Origin of the sequence: Thermosynechococcus vestitus BP-1 (assembly GCF_000011345.1) — a bacterium.
Taxonomy (GTDB): domain Bacteria; phylum Cyanobacteriota; class Cyanobacteriia; order Thermosynechococcales; family Thermosynechococcaceae; genus Thermosynechococcus; species Thermosynechococcus vestitus.
Genome location: NC_004113.1, coordinates 1615752 through 1631364, shown reverse-complemented (window position 1 = coordinate 1631364; position 15613 = coordinate 1615752). Strand labels below are relative to the sequence as shown.

Sequence of the window (15613 nt, the reverse complement as noted above, 5' to 3'; positions counted from 1 at the left end):
GCCTTGACCATAGCCCCAACGTTTCCGATTCGCCTAGGGGTAAAACCGAACTGAGGCGGGGATGATGCCGTACAGATCGTAAATATCAGCAGCAGTAATTTCCACGGGGACAATCGTGCCTAGGGTAGCGGCTCCCTTGACATAGACAACCCCATCCACCTCCGGGGCAAATCGGGGCGATCGCCCAATGAATTCCCCCGTTTGCGGGTTTTCCTGCTCAATGAGGACCGGCACGATTTTACCCACTTCAGCGGCATTTTTGCGCTGGGCAATGGGTTGTTGCAGTTCCATGAGGCGATCGCGGCGCGCCCTTTTGATCTCCTCGGGAATCTGATGCGGCAGATCATAGGCAGCGGTCCCCTCCTCAGGGGAGTAGGTAAACACCCCCACATGGTCAAATTCATGCCGCTGCACAAACTGGCAGAGATGCTCAAACTGGCTCTCGGTTTCACCGGGAAAGCCCACAATAAAGGTCGTGCGCACCACTGCTTCAGGTAATTCCTGCCGCAGCCGTTCAATTAGGCGATCGTTAACCCCTGCTTGCCAAGGGCGATTCATCGCCCGTAGGACTTCGGGATGGGAATGTTGCAATGGCAAATCCAAATAGGGCAAGATGTTGGGGGTTTCCCGCATGGCTGCAATCACCTCAGGGGTTAGCCCAGTGGGATAAGCATAGTGCAGGCGAATCCACGGCACATCCACTTCGCCGAGGGCGCGAATCAGAGTCGCCAATTGGGGTTGGCCATAACGATCCAGGCCGTAATTGGTCGTAATTTGGGAAACAATGATGATTTCTTGGACACCTTCAGCCGCTAACTGGTGAGCTTCGCTAACAATCGATTCAAGGGAGCGCGATCGCTGGTTGCCCCGCAGATGGGGAATGATACAAAAGGCACAGCGATAGTCACAGCCCTCAGCAATCCGCAGGTAGGCCACAGGCGCCGGTGTGGTGCGGTAGCGGGGAACGGTTTCATCGGCAATGTAGGTGGGCACGGCACTAATTTGCTGCACCCGCTCACCCCTTTCTACGCGCTCAATGACCTCCACAATGTGCTGGTAGTCGCCACTGCCGACAACGGCCACTGCCTCAGGAAGCTCCGCCAACAGTTCCCCTTGAAAATGCTGGGCTAAGCAGCCTGTGATGACAATTTTTTTATTGGCCTCCGCCAGCTCGACTAGGGTGCGCACCGACTCTTCGCGGGCGGCTTGAATAAAGCTACAGGTGTTAACAATGACGTAGTCGGCTTCGGTTTCATCCGTACCCACCCCATAGCCCGCTGCGGCCAGAAGACCAATCATGTGCTCCGTATCCACGCGGTTCTTATCACAACCAAGGTGGGCAAAGGCAATTTTCGGTTTTTTGGGGTTTGGCATCTAAACAGGTCCGCACCATCTAACAGTAGGGGGTAATGTCTTCACCACACTCATCGGCCAAATAGGTGAGCGCGCGGAAGCGCAACCCCACTAATTGATCATAAAGGGGATTGAGTTTACAGAGGGGGGGAATATGGACAATCTTGCGACCAAAGAGGATAATATCGCGCTCAAAGGGGCATTGGGGGGGAATCAGCCGGCAGAGAAAGCGAGCGACCTTGGCATCTTTGATTTCTAAGCCATCCAGCCAATGGCGCACGGGATCCAATAGGCGCAGAGTTTGTTCATTGCTCCCGTGCTGACCATCAAGGGTATGTTTTAGGGACTCTAGGGCATCAATTTCGAGGCCTAAGGCGCTGCAGAAGCGTTGCAGTTCGGCATCCTCTGATTGGGAGTAAATGCCATTGGCCAGCGCCACCATCACAGCGGTACGCACAAAATTTTCAGCAAGGGCGCGATCGCCCCCAAAGGCTGCCACCAGTTCTTCATCGGTGACGGGGGCGAAGTGATCAGTGTCAATTTCCGGAGCGATTTCCTCCTGAATCAGGCTTGCAATCAGTTGCTTCTCTTCCGGATCAAAATGACCATCGGCGCAGGCAACACTCAAAAGTCCCTTAATCCAAATGGCCGTTTGTTCCGGTGTCAGTTCAAGGGTAGATGCTGCCGTGGTTGCCATAGAGATTGCCCCAAAAGTGCTGCTCACTACGACTGTACTCTAGGCGGTGGTCTTTGCGGTCCTCCTAAGCGACAGATAAAATCCTTGCTACAATTAACGAAGTTTTGTTAAGCGCTGTGTCACGTTCTTGACTGTTTCGCTGTTGCCCTCCACCTGCTCAACCCCTTGGCATGCCCTGGATCCCATTTGGCAGGGGGATGCGGTGGCGATCGCCCAAGGATTGCCCCATGATCTTTTAGCGCCGGCGTGGCAAATCCTGATTCTTGGGGATGGCTCCCCCACTCGCCACTTGCAACTGCTGACCGGCGAAACCACGGAAGTGGATGTGATTGATATGTCGGCCATTGGCCATGCCGGCGATCGCGCCCCAGCGCAACTGCAACTGATTCCCGGCCCACGGCTACGGCGTCAAGTGTGGCTACGAACAGCCTCGGGTCAACGCTTGGCCTATGCCACCTCCTGGTGGGAAGCCGCCCATGTGGATGAGTATTTGCAAAACCGTGCCATGCCCATTTGGACAAACCTCGCGCAGCGCAAGCTGGAGCTTTATCGGGACATTCAGGCGGTGTATCTAGGGCACTCTGAAACCTTGGCGGCGGCCTTTGGCGAAGCCGGACCGTTTTGGGGACGCCACTACCTCTTTTGGCACGATCGCCGCCCCATTACCCTCATCTATGAAGTTTTTTCTCCCTACCTCTGCCGTTACCTTGGCCCGATGGGAAGTACAGCCTATTGGGCAAATTCAGCCCTCCCCTTCGCCTAAGACGCGTGTTTCCGTAACGTTTTGTAAATATAATATGAAAAGATTTTTATCCCCCTCGGGGACCGAGTTCATCTTCGTCAGTTAGGGTAGCGTCATTCATGCGAGTTGCAATTGCCGGTGGTGGCCTAGCGGGCTTAGCCTGTGCCAAGTATCTAGTGGATGCAGGACATACCCCCATTGTGTTTGAGCGTGCCAATGTTCTTGGTGGCTTGGTCGCGGCATGGCAGGATGCCGATGGCGATTGGGTGGAAACGGGCCTGCACGCCTTCTTTGGCGCCTACCCCAATATGCTGCAACTCCTAGAGGAATTGGGGATTAGCGATCGCCTGCAATGGAAACGCCATGCCCTGATTTTTAACCAACCGGAAAAGCCAGGGGTGCTCTCGTGGTTTGATGTCCCGGATATTCCTGCCCCTTTTAATGTGCTGCTCTCCATTTTGCGCAACAACGATATGCTGACGTGGGAGCAAAAGTTGCGCTTTGCCTTGGGGCTGTGGCCAGCGATTGTGCGCGGCCAAAAATACGTCGAGGCCATGGATCAGTATACCCTTCTAGAGTGGCTACGCCGCCAAGGGATCGATGAGCGGGTAAACTCCGATATTTTTATTGCCGCTTCCAAGGCACTCACCTTCCTGAACCCCGATGAAGTCTCGGCCACGATTCCCCTGACGGCCATGAACCGCTTCCTGCGGGAGCGCTATGGCTCAAAAATTGCTTTCTTGGATGGGGCACCCCCAGAACGGCTGTGTCAGCCCATTGTGGATTACGTGACAGCGCGGGGCGGTGAAGTCCATACCAATGTTGCCCTGCGGGAAATTGTTCTCAAGGAAGACCTTTCAGTGCAAAGTTTTGTGATGGCCGATCGCGAGGGACAACGGCGCTTTGAAGTGACTGCCGATGCCTACGTGTCGGCAATGTCTGTGGATGCGATTAAACTGTTGCTGCCGAAGCCGTGGCAAGACCTGCCCTTTTTCCAGAAGCTCAATGGCCTCGAAGGCGTCCCTGTCATTAACGTCCAAATCTGGTTTGATCGCAAATTGCCCACGGTGGATCACCTGCTCTTCTCGCGATCGCCCCTGCTGAGTGTGTATGCCGATATGAGCGAAACCTGCAGGGGCTATGCCGATCCCGACAAGTCAATGCTAGAGCTGGTCTTGGCGCCTGCGGCGGAGTGGATTGGGCGTAGTGATGAGGACATTATTGAGGCCACCCTTGCGGAACTGGCCAAGCTCTTCCCCAATCACCTACCAGAACCTGCTAAAGTGCTGAAAACAGCGGTGGTCAAAACCCCCCGCTCAGTCTATAAAGCCACCCCCGGTCGCCAAGCCTTTCGCCCCCATCAGGCTACGCCCATTCCTAACTTCTTCCTATCGGGGAGCTACACCCTGCAGCCTTACCTAGGGAGTATGGAAGGGGCTGTACTTTCTGGTAAGCTGACAGCGCAGGCGATCGCGAAGCGGCTCGCAGAGAGCAACGCCCCACAGCCCCCCCAACCCTCTACTCCGACTGTCGCCAATGCTGCAACTGCCTAGAGCCGAGTACGTCCCTCCCCTGGTTTCCCTCGACGAAGCCTACGAGCTGTGTCGTCAGGTAACTGCCACCTACGCCAAGACCTTTTACCTCGGCACGCTGTTGATGCCCCCTGCGAAGCGCCGCGCCATTTGGGCGATTTACGTTTGGTGTCGGCGCACCGATGAACTGGTGGATGGCCCGCAAGCAGCAACGACAACACTGGCCACCCTCGATGAATGGGAAGCTCGCCTTGAGGATATTTTTAGCGGCCGTCCCCATGATGCTATGGACTTGGCCTTGACGGCGACGCTGGAACACTATCCCCTCAACATCCAACCCTTTCGGGACATGATTGCTGGGCAGCGGATGGACTTGCGCCGCAGTCGCTATGAAACTTTTGCCGAGTTGGAACTCTATTGCTATCGCGTGGCGGGTACCGTTGGCTTGATGTCCCTTGAGGTCATGGGAGGAGACCCCTATAGCGATCGCCTCTGTGCCCCTTGGGTGGATCCCTATCAGGCCAAAGGGACCCTCAAGGATCAGGCCATTGCCCTTGGCATTGCCAATCAACTCACGAATATCCTGCGGGATGTGGGTGAAGATATGCGGCGGGGGCGTATCTATCTGCCCCTAGAGGACTTGGCTGCCTTTAACTACACTGAAGAAGACCTACAGCGCGGAGTGATTGACGATCGCTGGCGGGCACTCATGCGCTTTCAAATTCAGCGGGCACGGCAATTTTATCGAGAAGCAGAAGTGGGGGTTGCCTACCTTGAGCGGGATGCCCGTTGGCCTGTGTGGTCAGCGCTGATGCTCTATCGCCAGATTCTTGATGTCATCGAAGCTAACGATTACGATGTCTTTAATCGGCGCGCCTTTGTTTCCGACTGGCGCAAGCTGCTTTTTATTCCCGTTTCTTGGCTCAAGGCCAGCTTCTAGGCACCATGGCAGATTTGTACGTGGATTGGCAAGAGTATCATCGCACGATTGAACAGTTGGCGATCGCCATCCATGAATCAGGATGGCAGTTCAATCAAATCCTCTGCCTGGCTAGGGGCGGCCTGCGGGTGGGGGATATTCTCAGCCGCCTCTTTAATCAGCCCCTGGCAATTCTGGCGGTGTCCTCCTATGGCGGTGTCAATCATCAAGAGCGCGGTCGCATTACCTTTGCGCGGGACTTAACGATGACCACCGCGACCTTGGGCAGCCATGTCCTTTTGGTGGATGATTTGGTGGACTCTGGTCTTTCATTGCAAAAAACCCTGCGCTGGCTGGAGGTTAAATATGGTTTTGCAGTGGAGGAAGTGCGCACCGCTGTCCTCTGGTACAAAGCGGCCTCTTGCATTCGTCCGGACTACTACGTTCATTACCTGCCCGACAATCCGTGGATCCATCAGCCCTTTGAACGCTACGAACAACTGACAGCCGCTGATCTTGCTCAAACCCTCACCCCCTGTCCATGACCCCTACCCTCACGCCACCTCTGCAATGGCAGCGTCGCCACGTCCTCTCCCTCCAGGACTTTACAGTGGCGGAGCTAGATATTGTTTTGCAAACAGCCCTGAGCTTTCAGGAAGTCCTGAATCGTCGCACCAAAAAAGTCCCCACCCTCCAAGCGCGGGTTGTGGCCAATCTTTTCTTTGAAAGCTCGACGCGCACTCGCAATAGCTTTGAACTGGCGGCCAAACGTCTTTCTGCGGATATTCTCAACTTTTCTCCCGGCACCTCAGCCCTCAATAAAGGGGAAACCATCCTCGATACCGCTAAGACCCTGTGGGCGATGGGGGCAGAGTTCATGGTGATTCGCCATCGGCAGTCGGGCGTACCCCATACGATTGCTGCGGAAATGGACCGCCTTGGCGGCCAAGTGGCGGTTCTCAATGCCGGCGATGGCTTGCACGAGCATCCCTCCCAAGCGCTCCTGGATCTGTTTACCCTTTGCCAACTCTACGATCCGCGTCAGCCCCGCTGTGCCCTGTTGCAGGGGAAGAAAATTGTCATTGTTGGCGATATTCGCCATTCCCGCGTGGCGCGATCGAACCTCTATAGCCTCAAGACCGCTGGGGCCGATGTTCACTTGGCAGGGCCGCCCACCCTTTTGCCGCCAGAATTTGCAGACTATGGGGCAACCCTCCACTGGACACTGGAACCCGCCCTAGCCGATGCCGATATTGTTATGACCCTGCGCCTGCAACGGGAACGCATGGATCAGTACTTAATTCCCAGTTTGCGGGAATACCATCAACACTTTGGCATGACCCATGAGCGGCTGCGCCTGTGCCGACCCGATGTCCGAGTGTTGCATCCGGGACCTGTGAATCGGGGTGTGGAATTGAGTTCGGCCTTGCTGGACGATCCCCAGTTCAGCTTAGTCAATCAGCAGGTCAGCAGTGGGGTGGCAGTGCGGATGGCATTACTGTATTTGATGGGAACGTACCACGGAGTCAAGCCATGATTAGAGTAACGTTTTTGCCGGATCAGGTGTCTGTGGAAGCGACAGCGGGTGAAGCTTGGCTGAGCGTCGCAGCCCGCGCGGGGGTAGAGATTCCCACGGGTTGTCGCATGGGCAGTTGCGGTGCCTGTACCCTCGAACTGGAGGACGGCCAGGAAATTCGCGCCTGTATCTCCACGATTGCGGGCGATCGCGACCCCGCCCCCTTAGAGGACTGCCCCCACATTACGGCTTATGTTTTTCGCGATCCCACCTGGTGAGGCAAGGCAAGCTTAGGCAGGGGTCAAGATCAAATGAGATGAGACGTCGAATTTATTCTATGAAGTGAATAGAAAATCCCAAGGGGAGTTTTCTGGCGTGTTGCACTTGGGTGAGATGTGTCAAAATGTTTCCTGTGTCAATTTAAGAGCGGCGTACCCTTGCAAACTCCGACGGCGATCGCCCTGGGCAACTTTGATGGTGTCCATCGAGGGCATCAAGAGGTCATCCGTACTCTTCTTAAAGCAGCGCCTCCCGACTGTTACCCTTCAGTGATGACATTTTCGCCCCATCCCCAAGCATTTTTTACGGGAGAAGAGCGACTGCTGCTGACCCCAGAGGCTGAAAAACGTGCCCTTTTGCACCAGTGTGGCATTGCACAGGTGATTGTCCTGCCCTTTACCCAGGCCCTGGCCCAACTCTCGCCTTTAGAGTTTGTTGAGCAGATTTTGGTACAGCAGTTGCAGGCCAAGGTGTTGAGTGTTGGTTTTAATTTTGGCTTTGGGCGGGGGCGATCGGGAACCGCAGAGGATTTGCGCAGTCTCTGTGCTCCCTTTGGCATTGTGGTGCATATTGTGCCTCCCTATTGTCGGGGGAGCGATCGCGTGAGTAGTTCCGCAGTACGAGCCGCCCTTGCCGCAGGAGAGGTGGCCTTGGCACGGGAGCTGCTGGGACGCGCCTATACCTTAACAGGCACGGTAACTCAAGGGGAACAGTTGGGCCGTCAGTTGGGATTTCCTACGGCCAATTTAGTCCTCCCTCGCGAAAAATTATTGCCTCGCTACGGCGTCTATGCCTGCCGTGTCAGCGGGCCAGCTCTCCCCAGGGAGCACTTGGGGGTAGTGAATATCGGCGTGCGACCCACAGTGGGGGGGCAGGAGGTCAGGACGGAAGTGCACCTATTGCACTGGCAGGGGAATCTCTACAACCAAGAGATCACGCTCCACCTGGAGGCATTTATTCGTCCTGAGTTAACACTGCCCAGTTTGGCTGCCCTACGGGCGCAAATTGCCGCCGATTGCCAAGTAGCGGTTGATCTCCTAGAACGAGTCGTCTCCTATGCGTGAACCCCTACAGCGACTGCGAAATCACCTTGGACAGGTCATGGTGGGCAAAGAAGCGGCCATTGAGCTGCTGTTGGTGGGATTGCTGGCGGGGGGACACGTCTTGCTGGAGGATGTACCAGGGGTGGGAAAAACCCTCTTAGCTAAAGCCCTGGCGCGATCGCTGGCGGGCACCTTTCAGCGCATCCAAGCCACCCCCGATCTCCTACCCACGGACCTATCGGGCACCAATATCTGGAATCCCAAAACAGCGGAGTTTGAGTTTCGCCCAGGTCCTGTGTTCTGCAATATCCTGCTGGCGGATGAGATTAACCGTGCCACCCCGCGGACCCAATCGGCACTTCTAGAGGTCATGGAGGAGTACCAAGTCACCATTGATGGTGTCACCTATCCCCTGCCTCAGCCTTTTTTCGTCATTGCCACCCAAAACCCGGTGGAGTACCAAGGCACCTTTCCCCTGCCGGAGGCGCAGTTGGATCGTTTTGCCCTCTGTTTTAGTTTGGGCTACCCCACCGAGGAAGAGGAGCTACAAATGCTGCAACGGGTGCAGGGGGGCTTAGATGTCAACCAACTGGAACCTTGCCTAAGCTTGGCGGAGATTCAACAGTTGCGGCAGCAGGTGCTACAGGTGCGGGTGGATTCAGTCTTGCAAAAATACATTCTTGCCCTTGTGCGGGCCAGCCGCGAAAGCGATCGCATTACCTTGGGGGTCAGTCCTCGTGGTACTGTGATGCTTCAGCGCACGGCTCAGTCCTTGGCTTTCCTCAATGGCCGTGACTATGTCCTTCCCGATGATGTCAAGCAGTTGGCTCCCCACGTCTTGGCTCATCGTTTGATTACAGCAGCCGGGCACTCAGGGCGTGCCTGTGTGGCAGAATTGCTGGAGATGGTTCCGGTCCCCTAGGGAGAGTGAACGCGACTGTTCTCTATGAACATTTCTGCGATCGCCAACCTGTCATCTTAGTGTTAAGCGTTTTTAACATCGCGATCGCCCTCGCAACCGTCGAAGGATTTAGGCATTTATGACAACGATACTCATGACACAGGCCCTCCAACGGCAGGGAGAAATTTGGCACAACATCCTCAGCAGTCAAAACATGACTGTCATTTGGGAAAACCTGGATGCTGACATCCTTGCTGTGCTACAGGGGATGGCAGCCGCTGGCGTCGCATTGCCCCAACTGCTCCTGTTGGATATGGGGATGACGCTCACCAATCCCTACCGCTTTTGTCAGGTGGCCCAGTCTCGTTTTCCGGGGATACCGGTGGTCATTACGGCGGGTCGGGATCACCAAATTAGTGCAGTAGAACGGCGCTGGGCCTTACGTATGGGGGCTGTGGATCTCTTGCCCGGCATCCAAGAGTCCAGTCTCATGGCTACAGCCGTTTCCCATCTGACTCGGGTGTTGGAGATTCTCGATGCCCTACCCATTCAGCAGGATGCCCTGATGGAGAGCCTGAGTCGCTTAACAGCACCGCCACCAGCCCCGACTCCAGCCGCACCGCCACTGCTCCCTCTGGCTGCCCCACCCAATACCCAGTATCGGGGCATTAGCACCGCTGCTGACACAGCTCCGCTACCCAAGAGTGAAGATATGAGCCAGCGCCGCCGTCGCTATCGCGGCTCCAGTTATTAAACTCCCCAGGCTGGATTCGAACCAGCGACCAATCGGTTAACAGCCGACCGCTCTACCGCTGAGCTACTGAGGAATATCAGCAATTTTCTAGTGTAGCGTAGTTGACCCCTGTTGGCAAGCCTCAACCCGACTGCAGTTTTGGCCAGCGCTGCCGCAGTTGATTGACCACTCGATCAAGGGCAACGGCATGGGAGGCCTTAAAGAGGAGGCGATCGCCCGCTTGCAACTCCCGCAATAGGTACTCCACCAATTCTTCATGGGAACCAAATTGTTGAGTGGGAATCTGCCCTGCCCCCTGCGCCAGGGCTGCCCCTTCCTCACCTTGATCGAGGATGAAGAGCCCATCGAGGTCCAGTTGGGCCACAGTTGCCCCCACCTGCTCATGGAAGGAGAGAGAAAAGGCGCCTAATTCCCGCATCGGGCCAAGAACCGCCAGATGGCGCTGACCGGGGAGCGATCGCAACAGGTGCAAAGCCGCCACCATCGATTCCAGGCCCGCATTGTAGGTTTCATCTAGGAGCAGAATATCTGGTTCGAGGCGATAGCGACCACCGCGACCACTGGGCAATTCTAGGGTCAACTGTACAGGCAGGCGATCGCTCTCGACGTCCAAGGCCTGCAGCACGCCAAGGGCAGCCAGAAAGTTCAGGGCATGGTGTGCCCCCGCAAGGGGAACGGTGTAGGTGCGTCCACCCACATGGAGGGTTTGGGGCGGTTGGTAAATTCCCCGTAGGGTGCCCCCCTCAAGGCCATAGGTGATGGTGCGCCCTGACCAGACCTGCGCCACTGTCGGCAAAAGTAGGGGACTATCGGCATTGAGCACTGCTGTTCCCCCTGGGGGCATTTCAGCAAGAAGTTCGCATTTGGCTTGGGCAATGGCTTCCCGGGAACCAAGGCGGCCAATATGGGCAGTCCCAACATTGGTAATCACCGCAACATCCGGTTGGGCAATCTGGCTCAACAGGGCAATTTCACCGCGAGCACGCATGCCCATTTCAATCACCGCAAATTGGTGGTGGGGTTCCAGTTGTAAAAGTGTTTTGGGCACGCCAATCTCGTTGTTGAAGTTGGCTTCGGTTTTGAGGACCGCGCCATAGTGACTGAGGACAGCGGCAATCATTTCCTTGGTGGTGGTTTTGCCCACGGAGCCAGTGACGGCAATGACTTTGGCTGGACATTGCTGCCGCCACCACTGTCCCAACCGTTGATAGGCACTCAGGGTATTGGCGACCTGCAGTTGGGGAAGATCAGAAGACAGCGGTGCTTCAACCATCAGGGCGATCGCTCCAGCGGCGGCGGCCTGATCGACAAATTGATGGCCATCAAAGGTTTCCCCCCGCAGGGCAACAAACAGGTTGCCGGCGGCGATTTGACGGGAGTCGGTGCAAATTCCTGTGATGGGCAGATTTGGATGCGTCGTATCTAACCCCAAAGCTTGGGCGATCGCCCCTAGGGTGGTGTTCACGATTTTGCCCCGCCAATGTGGCTGCATTTCAGATAAGGCTGCAGCACCTCCGGCACCCGCACCGTGCCATCCGGTTGTTGGTAGTTTTCGAGAATGGCTGCCATCGTTCGTCCAACAGCGAGGCCAGAACCATTGAGGGTGTGGACAAACTGCGTTCCCTTGTGCTTAGCCCCTTTGAAGCGAATCTTGGCACGCCGCGCTTGAAAATCGCCAAAGTTGGAGCAACTGGAAATTTCACGGTAACAGCCAGCAGCGGGGAGCCACACCTCTAGGTCATAGCACTTCATGGCAGCAAACCCCAAATCCCCAGTACACAGTTCAATCACTCGATAGGGCAACTTGAGGGCTTGGAGAATGAACTCAGCATCAGCCACCAGGGCTTCATGTTCAGCAGCAGAGGTTTCCGGATGCACAAACTTCACCAACTCCACTTTGTTAAATTGGTGCAGTCGAATCAGACCGCGGGTATCTTTGCCATAGCTGCCTGCTTCGCGGCGAAAACAGGGGGTATAGGCACAGTGGTAAATGGGGAGTTGATCAGCGGCTAAAATTTCATCGCGGTAGAGATTCGTCACCGGTACTTCCGCTGTCGGAATTAGCCAGAGATCGTCATCGGCACAGCGAAAACTCTCCTCAGCAAACTTCGGTAACTGCCCCGTTCCCGTCAGCGAGGCAGTATTGACCAGTAAGGGGGGCAAGACTTCCACATAGCCGCGTTCGCGGTGGCTATCAAGCATGAATTGGATCAAGGCCCGCTCAAGGGCAGCCCCCAGGCCCAATAGGGTCACAAAACGACTCTGAGCCACTTTGACCGATCGCTCCACATCCCAGAGTCCCAGTCGAGTTCCAATGTCCCAGTGGGGTTGGCAAGGGTAGGTGGGTTTATACTCTTCCCCCCACCGCCGCACCTCAACGTTGTCAGTTTCATCACGGCCAATGGGGGTGGTCTCACTGGGGGGGTTGGGAATCGTCAGCAGCAGGCTCTCTAGCTCCTCTTTCAACTGCCGTTCCTGGGGCTCCAGATCACTGAGTTTTTGCTTGAGAGCGTTGGCCTCAGCTTTGAGGGCTTGAATTTCGGGGTCAGTGGGGGCAATGCCGGACTTGATCTTTTTGCCGACGAGGGCACCAATTTCATTACTGCGGGCTTGGAGTTGCGATCGCTGTTGTTCAAGCTGTCGCTGCTGCGCATCCAATTCTAAAATGCGGTCCAGGTCAAAGTCACCGCCGCGCCGCCGCAGGCGATCGCCAAAGGCTTGGGGATTTTCTCGCAGTTGTTTTAGATCAATCACAGGTGGACAAAAACCAGTGCAAACCGCATTGATCCTATCACCAAGGGGGAAATTGACTCTAGGGAGCTATCTTACTGTTGCTTACTACTGTTGCTTACTATCGAGACGGCTAAGTTCCTCTATCAACCGTTGAGATTTTGATTATTGGTAGCGTCAATAAGGGGTCGCCGTCCTCTAAAATGAGGGATGTATTAAGCGGTGTTAGCAATATGAGTGTCATTAGTCAGGTTCTTCTTAAAGCGGACGATGAATTGCGCTACCCCACCACGGGCGAACTCCAGACGATTAGTGACTTTTTCCAAACGGGTGAGCAACGCCTCCGCATTGCCACGACTCTGGCTGAAAATGAGAAACGCATTGTTGAGCAAGCCAGCAAACAACTGTGGCAGAAGCGGCCTGACTTTATCTCACCGGGGGGCAACGCCTACGGCCAGAAACAGCGCGCCCTGTGTCTGCGGGACTATGGCTGGTATATGCGCCTGATTACCTATGGCATCCTCGCCGGTGACAAAGACCCCATTGAGCGCACGGGTATTATTGGGGTACGGGAAATGTACAACTCCCTTGGTGTGCCAATGACAGGGATGGCAGAAGCCATGCGTTGCCTCAAGGACGCCTCCTTGGCCCTGTTGAGCACTGAAGATGCTGAAGTGGCGGCACCCTACTTTGACTACATTATTCAAGAAATGTCCTAGGGAGACTAGCGGGACTCAATTTTTTCTGCAAGGGGAAGAGAATCTATGACATCTCCCCTTGAAATTGTGCTTCTCAGCAATGGTCCCGGTGAACTGGCCACCTGGGTCTATCCTTTTGTAACAAGGCTGCGGCAACGGGTCAAACAAGGGGTGCGGGTTTCAGTGGTGATGGTTCCCTGTCCCCATGCCAGTGGTCAGGAAGCAGAAATTGCTCGCCGCTATCCAGGGGTAGATCGGGTGCTGCCAGCCACCGAATTTTGGCACCTCCTACGCACAAAGACCACTCGCAGCAATTGGGATTGGTTTCCCCAAGGGGTTGTGGTCTTCTTGGGGGGAGATCAACTTTTTGCGGTGCTGCTGGCCAAACGTCTAGGCTACTGCTGTGTGCTCTACTGTGAGTGGCAGGCCCGCTGGCAACGGTGGGTGGATGGTATTGGGCTGCGGCGTCCTCTCCCCGTGGGCAACACCAAAGCTAAGGTGGCCGTGGTGGGGGATTTGATGACGGATGTGCAAGCCCTTGCCCTCGATTGTCTCCCCAATGTCCGCCAACAGTTAGGCGTTGCCCCAGATGCTCCCCTGGTGGGTTTGATGGTGGGTTCTAAGCCCAATAAACTAAAGCTGGGGGTGCCCCTTTCCCTAGGGATCGCTGACCATTTAGCGGCGGCTCATCCCCCGATCCACTGTGTAATTCCAGTGGCACCAACCCTGACCCTCAACACCCTCAGTTGCTATGCCGATCCTCGCTTTAACCCCGAGCTCAAGTACGTTGAGGGCACAACTGCCACACTGAACCAGCCAAGGGAAGGTCTACCCTATCTGGAGACGCCAAGGGGTACAAAGATCTATCTCTGGCAGCAGTTACCCCACTATCCCCTGCTGCGGCAGGTTGCTCTCTGTGTGACCACGGTTGGCGCCAATACTGCTGAACTGGCTGCCTTGAATGTGCCGATGATTGTTCTGTTGCCTGCACAACAACTGCGGGTACAGCGGGCACACCCTTGGGATGGGTTAGCTGGATTGCTGGTGGGCTTGCCGGCGATCGGGCGGCAGTGGACGGTATTGGTGTTTTGGACACTGGTCGCCAAGGGCTTGGGCTGGTGGCGATTTTGGCAGTTGTGGCGATCGCCAGAAATAGATTGGGACTTGGTCAAACAGGGTCTCGGCTACAAGGCGTGGCCTAATATCTGGGCAGGCAGAGAAATTGTGCCAGAGTTGGTGGGTCCCATTGACCCACAGACCGTTGCCCAACAAATTATTGATCTACTGAATCATCCTCAGAAATTGGATCAGATGCGGCAGGACTTGCGGCAGCAGGTGGGATCCCCGGGGGCAGCGGCAAAATTGGTGGATTTGACGCTTCAGGTGGCGGGCTGGCCTGCCAGCGATCCAGAATGTCCTTGAGTACAATTTCCGTAAACCAAATCTGACCCACAATCACTAGAGGCAATGCCAGGAGTAAGCCGAGAAAACCAAAGAAAGTGGCAAAAATAATTTGGGACACCAGCGTCACAGCGGGCAGTAGAGCCACCTGTTTGGCCATGACAAGGGGCACCAGCAGGTACTGTTCCAACTGTTGAATTAGAATGTAGGACATGAGAACAGCCACTGACCGCCACGGATCATCAATAAACGCAATAATCATTGGCGGAATTACACTGAGGGCAGGGCCGATGTTGGGAATAGCTTCTAAAAGTCCTGCTAGAAAGGCATTGGCTAAGACCAACCGCACTCCCAGTAGGGCCAAGGTAAGGCCACTGACGACGCCAATCACCACCATATTCAAGCCGGTCCCTGCTAGCCAGGCCAAGAGTGCCTGTTCACTTTCCCTGAGGATGGTGTCAATGCGGGAACGGTAAAATGCTGGAAACAGGCGAATAAACCCGCGGCGGTAGGGCTGAGGATCAATCACTAGCATCACCGTCAGCACCAAGACCAACAGCGTGTTGAGTAAGAGCGCCAGGGTATTGGAAAACAAAGCAAAGAAATTGTTAAAGATTTGCTGGAGAAATGGTTCTAATTGGGTAATCAGTCGATTGATCATCGGTGTGTCGTCAAAGCCACCACTGGGCAAAAAATGAGCCATGTCATCCAGCCATGCTTCCACCCGCCCTAGGCCCTTGGGAATCAACACACCCAGTTGCTGCGCCTCCTGTAAAAAGGGAGGAATCATCATCCAAAAGAAGCCAAAGATGATTAGGAACGTCAAGCTCATACTGAGGGCGATCGCCCGCCCCCGTTGCAGTCCCCAGCTTTGGAGCCGCAGTTGCAGCCAGTTGAGTGCCGTTGCCAGCACCACCGCTAAAAAGACCAAGAGTAACACTTGGCGAATTTCCCAGAGGATGTAAAGACACACCCCCAGTACCAGCAAGCCAATCCACTGACCAAATGTCACTGCTTTGCATCCAATTCCTGTCTCAACCCCCTATTA

Annotated in this window: 15 protein-coding genes and 1 tRNA gene; 10 read left to right on the top strand and 6 right to left on the bottom strand. The window is 55.3% G+C overall.

The window, feature by feature from the left end; genetic code table 11:
• Nucleotides 1–33 precede the first annotated feature (33 nt).
• Together rimO and TLL_RS07940 are read right to left on the bottom strand one after the other, a co-directional pair.
• Nucleotides 34–1374 carry a 30S ribosomal protein S12 methylthiotransferase RimO gene (gene rimO / locus TLL_RS07945; protein ID WP_011057404.1) on the bottom strand — a complete coding sequence of 447 codons (1341 nt, stop codon included), beginning with the start codon at nucleotides 1372–1374 and terminating at the stop codon, nucleotides 34–36.
• Nucleotides 1375–1393: 19 nt separating this feature from the next.
• A complete protein-coding gene (locus TLL_RS07940; RefSeq protein ID WP_164920896.1) occupies nucleotides 1394–2050 on the bottom strand; it encodes a Mo-dependent nitrogenase C-terminal domain-containing protein in 657 nt (218 codons plus the stop codon).
• Between the two features lie 127 nt (nucleotides 2051–2177).
• Between TLL_RS07940 and TLL_RS07935 the strand changes: the two genes are divergently transcribed.
• The 9 genes from TLL_RS07935 to TLL_RS07895 all read left to right on the top strand — a co-directional run bounded on the left by TLL_RS07935 (nucleotide 2178) and on the right by TLL_RS07895 (nucleotide 9736).
• Nucleotides 2178–2813 carry a chorismate lyase gene (locus tag TLL_RS07935; protein ID WP_164920895.1) on the top strand — a complete coding sequence of 212 codons (636 nt, stop codon included), beginning with the start codon at nucleotides 2178–2180 and terminating at the stop codon, nucleotides 2811–2813.
• A gap of 98 nt (nucleotides 2814–2911) precedes the next feature.
• Nucleotides 2912–4345 carry a 15-cis-phytoene desaturase gene (gene pds, locus TLL_RS07930; RefSeq protein WP_011057401.1) on the top strand — a complete coding sequence of 478 codons (1434 nt, stop codon included), beginning with the start codon at nucleotides 2912–2914 and terminating at the stop codon, nucleotides 4343–4345.
• The gene (locus TLL_RS07925; protein ID WP_011057400.1) at nucleotides 4329–5264 is read left to right on the top strand and encodes a phytoene synthase; all 936 of its coding nucleotides are present in this window, start codon (nucleotides 4329–4331) and stop codon (nucleotides 5262–5264) included. Before pds ends, TLL_RS07925 begins: the two co-directional genes overlap by 17 nt.
• Nucleotides 5265–5269: 5 nt before the next feature.
• Nucleotides 5270–5788, top strand: coding sequence for a phosphoribosyltransferase (locus TLL_RS07920; RefSeq protein WP_011057399.1), 519 nt, complete (start codon nucleotides 5270–5272; stop codon nucleotides 5786–5788).
• Entirely contained in the window at nucleotides 5785–6780 is a 996-nt protein-coding gene (locus TLL_RS07915; protein WP_011057398.1) for an aspartate carbamoyltransferase catalytic subunit, read from the top strand. The genes TLL_RS07920 and TLL_RS07915 overlap by 4 nt, the downstream gene beginning before the upstream one ends.
• Nucleotides 6777–7037, top strand: coding sequence for a 2Fe-2S iron-sulfur cluster-binding protein (locus TLL_RS07910; RefSeq protein ID WP_011057397.1), 261 nt, complete (start codon nucleotides 6777–6779; stop codon nucleotides 7035–7037). The genes TLL_RS07915 and TLL_RS07910 overlap by 4 nt, the downstream gene beginning before the upstream one ends.
• A gap of 159 nt (nucleotides 7038–7196) precedes the next feature.
• On the top strand, nucleotides 7197–8102 hold the full coding sequence (locus tag TLL_RS07905; protein WP_231833751.1) for a bifunctional riboflavin kinase/FAD synthetase: 906 nt from the start codon (nucleotides 7197–7199) through the stop codon (nucleotides 8100–8102).
• A complete protein-coding gene (locus tag TLL_RS07900; RefSeq protein ID WP_011057395.1) occupies nucleotides 8095–9003 on the top strand; it encodes an AAA family ATPase in 909 nt (302 codons plus the stop codon). Before TLL_RS07905 ends, TLL_RS07900 begins: the two co-directional genes overlap by 8 nt.
• Nucleotides 9004–9121: 118 nt before the next feature.
• The gene (locus tag TLL_RS07895) at nucleotides 9122–9736 is read left to right on the top strand and encodes a response regulator (protein ID WP_011057394.1); all 615 of its coding nucleotides are present in this window, start codon (nucleotides 9122–9124) and stop codon (nucleotides 9734–9736) included.
• 1 nt (nucleotide 9737) lies between these two features.
• On the opposite strand, the gene TLL_RS07890 is transcribed toward TLL_RS07895, so the two are convergent.
• From TLL_RS07890 to serS, 3 genes are all read right to left on the bottom strand, one after another.
• A tRNA-Asn gene (locus tag TLL_RS07890) sits at nucleotides 9738–9809 on the bottom strand.
• A gap of 48 nt (nucleotides 9810–9857) precedes the next feature.
• Nucleotides 9858–11228, bottom strand: a complete 1371-nt coding sequence (locus TLL_RS07885) for a UDP-N-acetylmuramoyl-tripeptide--D-alanyl-D-alanine ligase (protein WP_011057393.1) — start codon at nucleotides 11226–11228, stop codon at nucleotides 9858–9860.
• Nucleotides 11198–12490, bottom strand: a complete 1293-nt coding sequence (gene serS, locus TLL_RS07880; RefSeq protein WP_011057392.1) for a serine--tRNA ligase — start codon at nucleotides 12488–12490, stop codon at nucleotides 11198–11200. Before serS ends, TLL_RS07885 begins: the two co-directional genes overlap by 31 nt.
• Nucleotides 12491–12699: 209 nt before the next feature.
• On the opposite strand from serS, the gene apcD reads away from it, so the two are divergent.
• Entirely contained in the window at nucleotides 12700–13185 is a 486-nt protein-coding gene (apcD, locus tag TLL_RS07875) for an allophycocyanin subunit alpha-B (RefSeq protein WP_164920894.1), read from the top strand.
• 1252 nt (nucleotides 13186–14437) lie between these two features.
• On the opposite strand, the gene TLL_RS12940 is transcribed toward apcD, so the two are convergent.
• Nucleotides 14438–15577, bottom strand: coding sequence for an AI-2E family transporter (locus TLL_RS12940; RefSeq protein WP_011057389.1), 1140 nt, complete (start codon nucleotides 15575–15577; stop codon nucleotides 14438–14440).
• Nucleotides 15578–15613 lie beyond the last annotated feature (36 nt).